Source organism: Bacteroides galacturonicus, assembly GCF_003096855.1.
Classification (GTDB): Bacteria; Bacillota; Clostridia; order Lachnospirales; family Lachnospiraceae; genus Lachnospira; species Lachnospira rogosae.
The window spans coordinates 186,459-202,094 of the sequence record NZ_QEOA01000002.1 but is presented as its reverse complement, the minus strand read 5'-3'; the positions used below and the strand labels follow the sequence as shown (position 1 = coordinate 202,094).

12 protein-coding genes are annotated in these 15,636 nt (G+C 36.3%); all 12 read left to right on the top strand.

Translation table 11 applies throughout. The annotated features are described in order from the left end of the window. Positions 1 to 74: 74 nt before the first annotated feature. Positions 75 to 518 (top strand): hypothetical protein, encoded by a 444-nt coding sequence (locus tag C7390_RS00985; RefSeq protein WP_055306586.1) that lies wholly within the window; start codon positions 75 to 77, stop codon positions 516 to 518. Between the two features lie 21 nt (positions 519 to 539). After that, positions 540 to 1,805: an aminoacetone oxidase family FAD-binding enzyme gene (locus tag C7390_RS00980; RefSeq protein WP_055174680.1), complete on the top strand. Its 1,266-nt coding sequence runs from the start codon at positions 540 to 542 to the stop codon at positions 1,803 to 1,805. Next, positions 1,802 to 3,478, top strand: coding sequence for an NAD(P)/FAD-dependent oxidoreductase (locus C7390_RS00975; protein ID WP_116443422.1), 1,677 nt, complete (start codon positions 1,802 to 1,804; stop codon positions 3,476 to 3,478). Before C7390_RS00980 ends, C7390_RS00975 begins: the two co-directional genes overlap by 4 nt. 84 nt (positions 3,479 to 3,562) lie before the next feature. Next, positions 3,563 to 4,411, top strand: a complete 849-nt coding sequence (gene proB / locus C7390_RS00970; RefSeq protein WP_022501799.1) for a glutamate 5-kinase — start codon at positions 3,563 to 3,565, stop codon at positions 4,409 to 4,411. A gap of 12 nt (positions 4,412 to 4,423) precedes the next feature. Further along, positions 4,424 to 5,584 (top strand): hypothetical protein, encoded by a 1,161-nt coding sequence (locus C7390_RS00965; RefSeq protein WP_022501798.1) that lies wholly within the window; start codon positions 4,424 to 4,426, stop codon positions 5,582 to 5,584. Positions 5,585 to 5,613: 29 nt separating this feature from the next. Next, the gene (locus C7390_RS00960) at positions 5,614 to 5,856 is read left to right on the top strand and encodes a DUF896 domain-containing protein (RefSeq protein ID WP_055174685.1); all 243 of its coding nucleotides are present in this window, start codon (positions 5,614 to 5,616) and stop codon (positions 5,854 to 5,856) included. After that, the gene (locus C7390_RS00955) at positions 5,837 to 6,430 is read left to right on the top strand and encodes a 5-formyltetrahydrofolate cyclo-ligase (RefSeq protein ID WP_116443421.1); all 594 of its coding nucleotides are present in this window, start codon (positions 5,837 to 5,839) and stop codon (positions 6,428 to 6,430) included. The genes C7390_RS00960 and C7390_RS00955 overlap by 20 nt, the downstream gene beginning before the upstream one ends. 100 nt (positions 6,431 to 6,530) lie before the next feature. Then, positions 6,531 to 7,778: a glutamate-5-semialdehyde dehydrogenase gene (locus C7390_RS00950; RefSeq protein WP_116443420.1), complete on the top strand. Its 1,248-nt coding sequence runs from the start codon at positions 6,531 to 6,533 to the stop codon at positions 7,776 to 7,778. Positions 7,779 to 7,790: 12 nt separating this feature from the next. Further along, complete coding sequence (locus tag C7390_RS00945) at positions 7,791 to 9,473, top strand: sensor domain-containing protein (RefSeq protein WP_318295535.1); 1,683 nt, start codon at positions 7,791 to 7,793, stop codon at positions 9,471 to 9,473. Positions 9,474 to 9,483: 10 nt separating this feature from the next. Beyond that, entirely contained in the window at positions 9,484 to 10,941 is a 1,458-nt protein-coding gene (gene miaB, locus C7390_RS00940; RefSeq protein ID WP_116443418.1) for a tRNA (N6-isopentenyl adenosine(37)-C2)-methylthiotransferase MiaB, read from the top strand. Between the two features lie 30 nt (positions 10,942 to 10,971). After that, a complete protein-coding gene (gene mutS / locus C7390_RS00935) occupies positions 10,972 to 13,641 on the top strand; it encodes a DNA mismatch repair protein MutS (protein ID WP_116443417.1) in 2,670 nt (889 codons plus the stop codon). 18 nt (positions 13,642 to 13,659) lie between these two features. Beyond that, positions 13,660 to 15,636, top strand: coding sequence for a DNA mismatch repair endonuclease MutL (gene mutL / locus C7390_RS00930; protein ID WP_116443416.1), 1,977 nt, complete (start codon positions 13,660 to 13,662; stop codon positions 15,634 to 15,636).

The following is a 15,636-nucleotide window of genomic DNA, read 5'->3' as shown; positions in this document are numbered from 1 at the left end:
AATGAAATGTATAAAATATAACATTTTGCAAATAATTACCATATAAATTCATATTGCAAGGAAGGTGCAAAAGAATGGAAAATGGTATATTTAATAGAAGAAATGTTATATCAATATGTGTTGTGGCGGCTGTAATTGTAATATTAACAATAGTATTTCTGTCACGCAGCAATACAGGCGATGAGCATATAGATGACATACAGAAGGACAGAGTTAAGTATGAAGATATGCAGAATAAAAGAGCTGGCACAGAACAGGTGACGTCCCAGCAGACAGCAGGGGTATCACAGCAGAATAAGACATATACGGATAATTATCTGTTGCAGTTACAGGACGGACAGGCTGTAATATACAGGGGTGTATTGAAGAATTCGGACATTGAATATGAATTCTACGATTATGCCCAGATTGATATTGAACTGCTGCCAGAAAGCATAAAGAAAGAATGTACAGACGGGCTTGGTTTAAATGGAGAACAGCAGCTGTATGATTTTATACAGGCATACAGCATAGAATAACAGTAATAAGGATAGTGATATATGAAAAGCAAATATGTGAAAAAGCACGAATGTGTCATAATCGGCGGCGGTGCGGCTGGAATGATGGCGGCAGTACAGCTTGCAGGTTATGGAATAGATAACTGCATAATAGAACACACAGGAAAGATTGGAAGCAAGATATTACAGACAGGCAATGGCAAGTGTAATTTTACTAATCTTAATATGAGCAGTGAAATGTATCAGAATAAAGATAACAGACTTGTTATGGAAGTTATTGATAAGTTTGATGTACAGCATACGCTTAAATTCTTTAAAAGTATAGGCGTATATTATACACAAAAGGATGGTTATGTATATCCACATTCTAAGACAGCCGCTTCATTACAGAATGCATTAAGATTGGCAATAAAGAACGCTGGCATTAAGGTTAATATGGATACTGTCATTAATAAGATTTATAAGAAAGAAGCTGATGGAAAGGATGTGTTCGTTCTTGAATGTGACGGTATAGACTTTATAGCAGATACAGTAATTATTGCAACAGGTTCAAAGGCTTCGCCAAAGACAGGCTCAGATGGTTCGGGTTATGAGCTTGTAAGACAGCTTGGAATTGATATTGTAAAGCCACTTCCCGCACTTGTACAGCTTGTATGCGGTGACAAAGCTGTATGTAAGCTTGGTGCAGGTGTAAGAAGCTATGGAAGCATAGAGCTTTGGGTTGACGGACAGTGCGTAGCAAATGATACAGGAGAAATCCAGTATACAGATTATGGAATATCAGGAATACCGGTATTTCAGGTAAGCAGATTTGCAGTAAAAGCTATAGATGAGAACAGGGAAGTCAAGGCTGTTATTAATATGATACCTGATATAACAGATAGTGATATAGAAGATATTTTCAACAGGCGAATTATAGCAGAAGGTTATAAGACGTTAGAGCAGTTCTTTGAAGGGCTTATTAATAAAAAGCTTGTTGCTATGATAGCGGCAAGATGCAAAATAAGCGAAAGTAAGCACATAGCAGATATTGATATTGAAAAAATGCGACATATTATTGAAACTATGACACATTTTGGATTTGTTATAACAGGTGATAAAGGATTTGATTATGGTCAGGTGTGTCAGGGCGGAGTTGCTCTTGATGACATTGACATAAGTAATATGGAATGTAAAAAGGTAAAGGGTGTGTTCTTTGCTGGTGAGGTTGTTGATGTTGACGGCAAATGCGGTGGCTATAACCTGCAATGGGCGTGGAGTTCGGCATACTTAGCGGCGGCAGGAGTAAAGGAAAGGATAAATAATTGAAACAGGAAAAAGTAATAAGAATTAATAATATAAAATTAAAACCAGACCACACAGAGGCTGAGCTTTTAAAGGCAGTTAAGAAAGCACTCAGGTTAAAGAATAACTGTGATATAAAGTCAGACATTATAAAGAGGTCTATAGATGCAAGACATAAGCCTGACATTATGTATGTATACAGTGTTGATGTGAAGAAGCTTGTTATCAATAATAAAGATACGGATTTGAAAGCGTTTGCAAAGAAAACAGCCAATAATAATATTACATATAATGAGAAGGTTATATATGAGTTTCCATATGGCAGAATTAATAATTATGAGGGCGCAGGAATTAAGGAAGAAGACAGGCCTGTTATAATCGGCTTTGGACCAGCGGGAATGTTTGCGGCACTTAAGCTTAGCGAGGCTGGACTTATGCCTGTTGTATATGAGCGTGGGGACAGTATTGAAGAAAGACACAGAAAGGTTGATGAGTTCTGGAATACAGGAAAGCTTGATACACAGTCAAATGTGCAGTTCGGTGAAGGCGGAGCAGGAACATTTTCAGACGGAAAGCTTAATACAGTAATAAAAGATCCTACAGGACGAATAAGAAATGTTCTTGAAATGTTCGTAAGATTTGGCGCTTCATCAGAGATATTATATTCTAACAAGCCGCATATAGGTACAGATGTGCTGATGAATGTTGTATACAATATACGAAAGTATTGTGAGAGTCTTGGTGCACAGATTAATTTTAATCATAGAATAGATGACATTAATATAAGTGATAAGAAAGTAAGCTCAATAAAAGTGTACGATATCAAGAATGATATATATTTTGAAAGACAGTGCAGACAAGTATGCCTGTCAATCGGACACAGTGCAAGAGATACATTTAAAATGCTTGATAGCAAAGATATAATGATGGAGCCGAAGTCATTTGCAGTAGGGTTAAGAATAATGCACCCACAGGAATTCATCAATGAAAATGCGTATGGAAAGTGTGAGTACAGGCTTCCAACAGCAGATTATAAGGTTACATACAAATCAGTAAGCACAGGAAAAGAACGTGGTGTGTATTCGTTCTGTATGTGTCCTGGCGGATATGTTGTTAATGCAAGCTCAGAGGAGAATATGCTTGCAGTTAATGGTATGAGCTATTCTGGGCGTGACTCAGCTAACGCGAACAGTGCAATGATAGTAACAGTTACACCAGATGATTTCGGAAATGGAGTGCTTGACGGCGTGGAATTCCAAAGAAAGCTTGAAAGGGCTGCATATAAAGAAGGTGTTGGAAAGATACCTGTGCAGTTATTTGCTGATTTTAAGGAAAATGTTACATCTACAGGGTTTGGCAGGGTAATTCCTTGTATTAAGGGACAGTACAAGCTTTCCAATATAAGAAATGTACTTCCTGAATATATATCAGAGGCTTTGTGTGAGGGGGTTACAGGCTGTTCTAAATACATAAAGGGCTTTGATATGGACGATGCTGTATTTGCAGGAGTTGAGAGCAGGACTTCAAGCCCTGTAAGAATAACACGTAATGATGAGCTGATGTCGGTTGGCTGTGCTGGTCTTTATCCTTGTGGAGAAGGTGCAGGATATGCTGGTGGAATAACTTCTGCGGCGGTTGACGGAATTAAGATTGCAGAGAAAATTGCGGCAAATATAGACTTTTTTAAAGAGGTATAGTACAATACCTTATTAGGTATTTAACCATATAGGAATGTCAGATAAGCTTATGCTAAGTCAGGCTGGCGGGAGTGAGGAATAATAATGAATATAAGAGAAGCAGTTAAGGATAAGAAGAGAATAGTAATTAAGATAGGTTCTTCTTCGCTTATGCACAATGAAACAGGCAGGCTTAATCTTGGAAAGATAGAAAAGCTGGTGCGTACAATAGTGGATATTAAGAATTCTGGCAAGGATGTTGTTCTTGTTTCATCAGGAGCTATCGCTGTTGGAAGAATGGCAATAGGGCTTAATGAGAAGCCTGATGAACTCCCTGTAAAGCAGGCGTGTGCGGCTATTGGACAGGCAAAGCTTATGATGGTATATCAGAAGATATTTGCTGAGTACAGTACTACAGCGGCACAGGTATTAATGACTAAGGCTACAGTTATGAATGATAAGAGCAGAAGAAATGCACAGAATACATTTAATGAGCTGTTAAATCTTGGTGCAGTTCCTATTGTTAATGAGAATGATACAGTATCTACATACGAGATTAAACAGGTTCAGACTTTTGGAGATAATGACAGGCTTTCAGCAATTGTTACTTCAATTATTGATGCAGACCTCCTTATATTGTTATCAGATATAGACGGATTGTATACAGACGACCCTAATTCTAATCCGGATGCAAGATTTATTAATCAGGTAGATGTCATAGATGACAAGCTTCTTAATATGGGCAAGAGTACATCAGGAAGCGGTGTTGGAACAGGTGGTATGGCAACTAAGCTTAAGGCAGCAGGAATAGCTGTAAGCTCAGGTGCAGATATGGTTATAGCAAATGGCAATGATATTGATAATATTGCTAAGATAATGTCAGGTGCAGATGTCGGTACACTTTTTGTAAGCTGTAAAGACGAGAATTTTGACCTTGTCAAATTCATAGGCTAAGGGGAGGTGCTGATGGACATAAAGCTTATAAGGAATACAGAAGATGCCGTGTTCAAACCAATCAATAACGGGCTTGTGTTACAGATGGTGGATGATAACTATAAGTTTCTTGATTTTATTGGTAAGAAATTGTATATCCTTAATTCTATTACGAATGAGAGGTATGAAATCTCACCAGAAATCAAGAAATATAATATAGCCAGTATTATTTATGCCCATAATACGCACGATTATGTGTTCTATGTATCTGCGGAACAGATTACAGACAGCAAGGCAGATATATTGCTGTACAGATATTCATTTGATGATAACGAGAGTACACTTGTGTATAGATATGAGATTGATGAACTTGAGAAAATCAGACAAAGTCATATACATATATATGTATTGGAATATGATTTTGCAATAATTGAAGAAATCGGACAAGATAATGAAGTGACTAATGTAGTGCTTCGGGATTTTAATTCTGACAGGGAAATATCAACAGAAGGGTCACTGCTTAAAAGACTTGGACTTTATAATATTATTCCGTTAGAGGGCAATAACAGTGTGTTAAAGCTCGGCAGTAGAAAAGACTTCGATGGCACAGATATTAATGAAGAAAAGCATAATCAGGAATATATAGGTATTGTTAATACCAAGCAGTTTGTATCTGAGATGATGTTAAATCCAGCAGAGATTACTATGGATATATTAGATACAGCGGATACGGACAAGACATTTGCATATATGAAGCGTTCTGAGAACCGGGTTATATATTCAAAGTTTAATATAAGTGCGATGTCAGAAGAAGTTGTGCTTTATGATTTTGAGAATAAAGTAAAGCAGATAAGAATTAATAATGATATTAAGGAAGCATCAGACCTTAGTTATACATATGTTATTGAGGGCAATCCCTACACAATAAAGAAGGACAAAGATGTGACATATCTTATTAATCTTAATACGCAGAAAGAGGAATATCAGATTCCTTCTAATATGCAGATACAATATGTATGTAATGATGTAATTCTTGTCACCCATATAAAGCACAGAATACCATTTATCAAAAAAGGTTCAGAGTATATTGAAGCCTACAAGTTTCCGGATATACACCACGCACTTCTTAAGAAGAAAGCACAATTTAATACCTGTATGGTAAATGGAGATGACCTGCTTGTATTTACATTGTAGGAAGTTGATATAATAAGAATGGAGAAGATATGGTAACAGAGAATACAATTAAAAGAATAAATGAACTCTATCATAAGTCTAAGGGTGAAGGTCTTACAAAGGAAGAAGCCGAAGAACAGATTAGATTAAGAAAAGAATATGTTGCGGCATTCCGTAATAATTTAAGAGGCACATTAGAGACAATAAAGATACAAAATCCAGATGGTTCTATTATAGATGTAAAGCAAAGACATGATGAGAAGATGAAGAATAATGACAGTAAAGCAGAATAAGAAAGAAATCAGAACATTAATAACTAATAAGAAAAAGGCTATGTCTGCTGAAGAAATAACTGCAGGAAGCAGAATAATTACAGACAGACTTGAGTTGTCAAAGGAATATCAGGACAATGATAATATACTTATATATGTAAGCTATAATCAGGAAGTCGAAACATCGGGTATTATTAATAAAAGCCTTGAACGTGGCAAAAAAGTGTATGTTCCTAAGGTTATAATTAATAAAGAAGACAGGTCAGATAAATATATGGAATTTGTAAGAATTAATTCTTATGATGACTTGCAGGATGGATATATGGGAATTAAAGAACCTGTATCTGACGACTATGAAATTCCACAGGACGGACTTCTTGTTATGCCGGGGCTTGCTTTTGATGTTACGCTTAACAGAATAGGTTACGGCGGTGGATTTTATGACAGATATCTTGTTAAGAATGGCGACAGATATTATAAGACAGCCATATGCTTTGATTATCAGGTGCTTGATGATATACCGGCAGAGGAATTCGACATAAGACCAGATATGATTATAACTGATAAAAGAATTATAACAGCTCAGGAGCTGTAATTAATAAAGAGATATGGATATTGAGGAGTTGTAAAAATACTTATAAATGATAATTAGTTATTAAGTATTAGTGCAGTTATGCACGGAAGTGAGGATTGATATGAAGACATTAACACAGATGGGCAGTGATGCAAAGAAAGCGTCCACATATCTTGCAAAGCTTGGCATTAAGGAAAGAAATAATGCTTTATTAAAGGTTGCTGATGCCCTTGTAAAAAGAAGTGATTACATAAGAGAAGCTAATGCTATTGACCTTGCTAATGGCAAGAAGAATAATATGAGCACAGCTCTTTTAGACAGACTTATGCTTACAGAGAGCAGAATAGAAGGAATGGCTGACGGCTTAAGAGTTCTTGCAGGACTTGACGATCCAATAGGCGAGGTCAAGTCAATGAAGACACGTCCTAATGGACTTATGATTGGTAAAAAGACTGTTCCATTAGGAGTTGTTGCGATTATATATGAATCAAGACCTAATGTTACAGCAGATGCTTTCGGACTTTGCTTTAAGTCAGCTAATGCCTGCATATTAAGAGGCGGGAGCGATTCTGTTAATTCTAATATAGCAATTGTGAATGTTATAACAGATGTATTAAAAGGACTTGGAATAGACCCTGATGTCATAAGTTACATTTCTGAAACAGATAGAAAGTATGTTGATGAGCTTATGCACCTTAATGAGTATGTAGATGTAATTATACCACGAGGTGGAGCAGGTCTTATTAAAAATGTTGTCAATAACAGCACAGTCCCTGTAATAGAGACAGGAACAGGAAACTGCCATATATATGTAGATGAATATGCAGATATAGATATGGCGGTGAATATAATATACAATGCCAAGACACAAAGAATTGGCGTATGCAATGCGTGCGAATCGCTTGTTATTCATAAGAATATTGCAGGTGAAGCTATTCCGGTAATAGTAGATAAGTTAAAGACCAAGAATGTAGAGATACGTGGTGATGAGAAAGCTTTAGCTATAGATAACAGAATAATACAGGCAGATGATACGGATTGGGGACGTGAATATCTTGATTATATTATATCTGTTAAAGTAGTAGATAATATAGATGAGGCAATTGCACATATCAACAGGTACAATACGGGTCATTCAGAGTCAATAATAACTAAAGATTATAATAATGCACAGAAGTTTCTTAATGAGATAGATGCGGCTTGTGTATATGTAAATGCTTCTACAAGATTTACTGACGGCTTTGAATTTGGATTTGGAGCAGAGATAGGTATAAGTACACAGAAGATACACGCAAGAGGACCTATGGGACTTGAGGCGTTAACAACAAGTAAATATATAATATATGGCAATGGACAGGTTAGAGAATAGGGTTTGAATATTATGGGACAAATGGGAGAAGATATAGCAGACTGGAAATATTTTTTATCTATAATATCTAAATGCACAGATGATTATCTATACATATATGACTTAAGTAATGATTATGCGGTATACAGTAGTTCTATAACAAAGGATTTTGAACTCGATGTTGCAGAATTCAGTAATGCGGGAAGAAAGTTAAAGGATGTAATATATCCAGATGATTATGAAGCTGTATTTAATAATATTAGTGAACTTCAGAATGGACATATAAGCTGTCATAATATGGAATACCGCTGGAAATCAAGAAAGAACGGATATGTATTTATAAGCTGCCGCGGACAGCTGGTACGAAGAAATGGCATTAATTATATGATAGGCCGTGTATCAGAGATTGGAAAAAAGAACAGATATGATAATGTAACTGGCATATATACAGATTTAATTCTTGAAGACAGGTATGACGATATTGTAAAGAGCGATGGTCATACAGGTTGTATTATGCAGATAGGGATTGATAATTTCAAAGAAATTAATGAGAAATATGGCACTAAGACAGGCGATGAGGTGCTTGCAATATTGGCAGGCATTCTTGTCAGACAATCCAAAGAACAGACATTTTCTGTATATAGGACAAGAGGAGACGAGTTCATAATAGTATCCCTTGATATGAGCGGTGATATTAAGAAAAATGCCAAGATGTTATACAAGACTATAAGAGAAGATATAGACAGTGTTATTGATGACAGAGGATATGATGTATTCTTTAATATATCAGCAGGTGCGTATGCGTTTGATACTAATACAGATACCTATAAAGATATTATTAAGAATACCCGTTTTGCCCTGCATAAAGCAAAGCTTAACGGAAAGAACAGATTTGAATTTTTTGATAAGGCTGATTATGCTAATTATATAAAAAGGCTTGAAATTCAGGGCGAGTTAAGGTCTAGTGTTAATGATAATTTCAAAGGATTTGAATTGTTTTACCAGCCGATTGTTGATGCTGATACAGGTAGGATTGAGGGTGCAGAGGCACTTTTAAGATGGAAAAGTGACCAATATGGTTTTATGTCGCCTGTAGAGTTTATTCCACTGCTTGAAGAAAGCTCGCTTATTATACCATTGGGAAGATGGATTATAGATACAGCTGCTGCCCAATGCAACGAATGGGTAAAGATAATACCCCAGTTTGTTATGCATATTAATCTTTCGTTTGTACAGATTGCAAAGAGCAATGTTATAAAAGATGTAATTGAGAATATAAACAAATATGATGCTGGAAATGAACATTTTGTATTTGAGATTACTGAAAGCATACAGATGGATTCTAATATTGCGATAAAAAGGGTTCTTAAAGAATTCGTGGATAATGGCTTTTTACTTGCAATAGATGATTTTGGAACCGGATATTCTAATTTTGAATATATGAAGGATAAGATGTTTGGTATCTTAAAGATAGACAGGGCATTTATTACTGATATACATCTTACAGATAACAACAGAATACTTGTAAGCTTTATTATAAAAATGGCACACGAGATGGGTGTTAAAATATGCGTTGAGGGTGTTGAGACAAAAGATGAATTGATGGCTGTAACAAAGCTTGAGGCTGATTATATACAGGGGTATTATTATGGCAAACCTGTCAAAGACGTTGAATTTTGCAGAATGATTAAACAACAGGAAAGAATAAAGAGGTAATATATAAATAATGGATACAACAATTGAGAATATGATTAACAGCATAGATTTATCTGCTCCGGTTCCAGAATACGAGCCGATGAGACAGTATTACTATTTAAAGGCCTGCAGAAAGATTGTTAAGGAAAAGTCAGAAGCACTTAACAGACCACTTACTGCTGTAGTTTCAACATTTGGCTGTCAGATGAATGCAAGGGACTCAGAAAAGCTTCTTGGAATATTAAAGGATATCGGCTATCAGGAGTCAGATGATGAAGAAAATGCTGATTTTGTAATATACAATACCTGCACGGTGCGGGAGAACGCCAACTTAAGGGTATACGGACGTCTTGGACAGTTAAAAAAGGTTAAGAGAGCAAATGTCGAGATGATTATTGCAATGTGCGGTTGTATGATGCAGGAGCCGGAAGTTGTAGAAAAGATAAAGACATCTTACAAATTCGTAGATATTGTGTTTGGTACATTTAATATTTTCAAGCTTGCAGAGCTTATGTATATGTGCTTTACAGGTGATGAACAGGTTATTGATATATGGGATTCTACTAAGGAGGTTGTTGAGGAGCTTCCAACTTCAAGAAAGTATCCATTTAAGTCTGGTGTCAATATTATGTTTGGCTGTAATAACTTCTGTACATATTGTATTGTTCCATATGTGCGCGGCAGGGAGAAATCAAGAGAGCCAAAAGAGATAATAAGAGAGATTGAAAGACTTGTAAGTGACGGTGTAAAGGAAGTAATGCTTCTTGGACAGAATGTTAATTCTTATGGCAAGACACTTGACGATAATGTTACATTTGCCGAGCTTTTAAGAGAGATTGCCAAGATTGACGGACTTGAGAGAATAAGATTTATGACACCTCATCCAAAGGATTTATCAGATGAGCTTATAGAGGCAATAAGAGATAACAGCAAGATATGTAACCATATACATCTTCCATTACAGTCAGGAAGCAGCCGTCTTCTTAAGCTTATGAACAGACAGTACACTAAGGAGCATTATCTTGAACTGGTAGACAAGATAAGAAATACAATCCCGGATATATCTATTACAACAGATATAATTGTAGGCTTCCCAGGTGAAACAGAGGAAGACTTTGAGGATACACTTGATGTTGTAAGAAAAGCAAAGTATGACAGTGCTTACACATTTATATATTCTAAGAGAACTGGAACACCTGCTGCCAAGATGGACGGACAGGTTAGTGAAGATATAGTAAAAGACAGATTTAACAGATTGTTAGCAACTGTATCTGAGGTGAGCCACGAACATATCAAGAGATATGAAGGTATGGATATGGATGTATTGGTTGAGGATATAGATGACCACGATAATACATTTGTAACAGGACGAATGACTAATAATATTTTAGTCCATTTCAAGGGTGACAAAGAACTTATAGGAAGTATAGTCAATGTACATCTTGATGAATGTAAAGGCTTCTATTATATGGGAACAAAGAACGATTAATATTATAAGCAGGATGACTGGAGGATAAAGATGGCTGAGTATTCACCAATGATGCAGCATTACATTGCTACAAAGAATGAATATAAGGATTGTATACTGTTTTACAGACTTGGTGATTTTTATGAAATGTTCTTTGATGATGCTGTAGTTGCATCTAAGGAATTAGAGCTTACTCTCACAGGAAAAGATTGCGGACAAAAGGAACGTGCACCTATGTGCGGCGTTCCTTTTCATGCTGCGGAGACTTATATTAACAGATTGGTATCAGCAGGCTATAAAGTTGCAATATGTGAGCAGATGGAAGACCCTAAGCAGGCAAAGGGCATAGTAAAAAGAGAAGTAATAAAGGTGGTAACACCGGGAACTAATATTAATACACTTGGACTTGATGAAACAAGGAACAACTATATGATGAGTATAGTATATCTTGGTGATAATCTTGGAGTTTCAATAGCGGATTATTCAACGGGCGATTTCTTTGTGACAGAGTTAGCCGGTGGAAGTGAGCTTATAGATGAGATTAATAAGTTCGTGCCATCGGAGATAATTGTTAATGAATACTTCGCAATGAGTGGCATTAATCTTGATACTGTCAATACAAAACTTGGAATAGCTATGTCAACGCTTGATAACTGGTATTTTAACGAGGAGACCTGTAAGAAAAGGCTTCTGGAACATTTTCATATGGAGATGTTAGATGGACTTGGTTTAAAAGATTATACAGTTGGAATAATAGCTTCGGGTGCACTCCTGACTTATCTATATGAGACACAGAAAAGCAATATGCCTCATATCACAACACTTCTTCCTTATTCGTCAGGCAAATATATGCTTATTGACAGCTCATCAAGAAGAAATCTTGAGCTTGTTGAGACAATGAGAGAAAAGCAGAAGAAGGGTTCGCTTCTGTGGGTGCTTGATAAGACTAAGACAGCTATGGGTGCAAGAATGTTACGTTCTTATATTGAACAGCCGCTTATTAACAAAGATGATATAATTAAAAGACAGGACTGTATACAAGAATTGGGCGACAGCCTTATCGACAGGGAAGAATTAAGGGAATACCTTAATCCAGTGTATGACATAGAAAGAATTATGACTAAGATAAGCTGTAAGACAGCCAATCCAAGGGATTTAATAGCTTTCAGGAATACACTTGAAATGCTTCCACATATTAAGAGGGTTATAGGTAATTTCCATTCAGAGGAATTTGCAGCCTGCTATGATAAGCTTGATGACCTTGCTGATTTGTACGAGCTTATTAATTCAGCTATAGTTGAAGAACCACCAATATCAGTAAGAGATGGAGGTATTATAAAAGAGGGCTATTCAAAAGAGGCTGACGAGTTAAGAGATGCCAAGATAAAAGGAAAGGAATGGCTGTCTGAGCTTGAGATAAGAGAGAAAGAAAGAACAGGAATTAAGACATTAAAGGTTAAATATAACAAAGTGTTTGGCTATTATCTTGAGGTGACAAATTCATTTAAGGACAAAGTACCTCCTGAATGGGTAAGAAAGCAGACATTGACTAATGCAGAGCGTTATACAACAGATGAGCTTAAACATCTTGAAGATGTAATTCTTGGTGCAGAGGATAAGCTTTATTCTTTGGAATATGACCTTTTCAGCGAGGTAAGGGAGCGTATTGCCTCGCAGGTAGTCCGCATACAGGGTACAGCAAAAGCGGTTGCTATGATAGATGCATATGCTTCATTATCAGTTGTTGCGACACAGAATAATTATGTAAGGCCTAAGATTAACGATAAGGGTGTAATTGATATAAAGAATGGAAGGCATCCAGTAGTTGAGAAGATGATAAGCAATGATATGTTCATAGCCAATGATACATATCTTGATAATAATTCCAACAGGGTTGCGATAATAACAGGACCTAATATGGCTGGTAAGTCAACATATATGAGGCAGACAGCTCTTATTGTCCTTATGGCACAGACAGGAAGCTTTGTCCCTGCAGACTCTGCTAATATATGTATTGTAGACAGGATATTTACAAGAGTAGGTGCATCTGATGACCTGGCTTCCGGACAGTCTACATTTATGGTTGAGATGACAGAGGTTGCTAATATTCTCCGTAATGCGACATCTAATAGCCTTATAATTCTTGATGAGATAGGACGAGGCACAAGTACATTTGACGGTCTTAGTATAGCGTGGGCGGTTGTCGAACACATTGCAAACACTAAGATATTAGGAGCAAAGACATTGTTTGCAACTCATTACCATGAATTGACAGAACTTGAAGGAACACTTGACGGCGTTAATAATTACTGTATAGCAGTTAAAGAGTGCGGGGATGACATCGTATTTTTAAGAAAGATTATAAAAGGTGGTGCAGATAAGAGTTATGGAATACAGGTGGCCAAATTAGCAGGTGTTCCAGAAAATGTATTAAACAGGGCTAAGGAACTTGTTGTAGAACTCAGTGATGCAGATATATCACAAAAGGCAAAGGATATTGCACAGTATTCAAAGAAAGTGGAGAAGATGAATGACCGTTATAAGAAGGTCAATGAACTGGAAGTAAAGCAGATGACACTTTTTGATACTGTAAAGGACGATGATATAATAAAGGATATAAAAGAGCTTGATATAAGCAATATGACACCAATCGATGCGCTTAATATTCTTTATAAGCTTCAGGGCAAGGTTAAGAACAGATACTTTGTTAATGAGAATTAATGTGAAGTGAGGGTTAATATGGGAATTCAGTTACTTGATCAGAATACAATTAATAAAATAGCGGCAGGAGAAGTTATAGAAAGACCATCTTCTGTTGTAAAAGAGCTTGTTGAAAATGCAATAGATGCCGGGGCGACTGCTGTAACTGTCGAAGCAAAGGAAGGCGGAATTTCATTTATCAGGGTTACGGATAATGGTTCAGGTATTAAGAAAGATGAGATAGATATTGCATTTAAAAGACACGCCACAAGTAAGATTAAGTCAATTGAAGACCTTTTAACTGTATCCTCACTTGGTTTCAGGGGTGAGGCACTTGCGAGTATAGCGGCAGTATCGCAGATTGAATTAATAACCAAGACTAAGGATGATATAACAGGAACGAGGTATCAGTCAGAGGGCAGCGAGGTTATATCTGTTGAAGATATCGGTGCACCTGATGGAACAACATTTATTATAAGAAATTTGTTCTTTAATACACCAGTCAGAAGAAAGTTCTTAAAGTCAGCGATGACAGAGGCAGGATACATTAATGCGTTAATGCAGTATATGGCTTTATCACATCCTGAGGTTTCATTCAGATTTATTAATAATAACCAGAATAAGCTTCATACATCAGGAAATATGAAATTAAAGGATATTATATATAATGTGTATGGCCGTGATATAACTGCTAATCTGTATGATATTAATGCAAAGACACAGGATATTAAGATTGAGGGTTATATAGGGAAACCTTTTATTAACAGAGGTAACAGGACTTACGAGAATTATTACATTAACGGACGTTATATAAAGAGCAATATAATTAATAAGGCAATTGAGGAAGCTTATAAAGGTTTTATAATGCCTCATAATTATCCGTTCACTGTAATACATTTTACGATAAGTCCGGATATAATTGATGTGAATGTCCACCCTACCAAGATGGAATTGAGATTTCAGAATAACGAGTATGTATACAATTTCGTATATGATTCAATATTATCAACGCTTAAGGGAAAAGAACTTGTGGCAAAAGTTGAACCAGATGGACAGTTTATGAATAAAATTCATAATGATGAGCTGGAGCAAAAGAAGGCAGAAGAACAGAAGCAGATGGCTTGGTATAGTGCAACTGGAGTACAGCAAAATGTACCGTCAGATTCAGGTGCTGCGGCTACGCAACATAATATGTCGGCAGGCTCAGGTGCTACGGTCAAGCAATATGGTGTACCGGCAGGTTCAGGTGCTATAAATGAGAATAAGGTTATCGCTAATGAATCTTCGATTATGAATAAAACAAGGCTTCCAGAGCCATTTGAAACCGTGAGGTCTGATAAACTTATTAAAGAAGATATTGTACAGTACAATTCAAGAAAAGCAGAGGAGAGCAGGCAGATATCTTTATTTGAGGATAAGCTTCTAGATGAGAAGAATAAGAATAATTACAGGATAATAGGACAATTATTTGATACATACTGGCTTATAGAATTTGAGGACAGATTCTATATGATGGATCAGCACGCAGCACACGAAAAAGTTCTTTATGAGAAGACGATGAATAAATTAAGAACTCAAAAAATTGATACACAGATGCTTATGCCGCCTATTATTCTTACTCTTAATATGAATGAGGAAGAAGTACTTAAAAGGAATATGTCAATATTTAATAAGCTTGGATATGAGATAGAAGAATTTGGCGGCAATGAATATAAAGTAACAGGAATACCGGCAGGTTTTCCGAAGCTTGATTACAGGCAGATGTTAACTGACCTTATAGATGGTCTTATGCAGGATGGCAGAATGACAGATATGGATATACTTACAGAAAAGGTGGCATCTATGTCGTGCAAGGCGGCTATTAAGGGCAATAACGAAATATCATATGAAGAAGCAAAGGAACTTATGGAAGAACTTATGAAAGCTGACAATCCATATAACTGCCCACACGGCAGGCCAACGCTTATAGTTATGAGTAAATATGATATAGAAAAGAAATTTAAACGAATAGTGTAA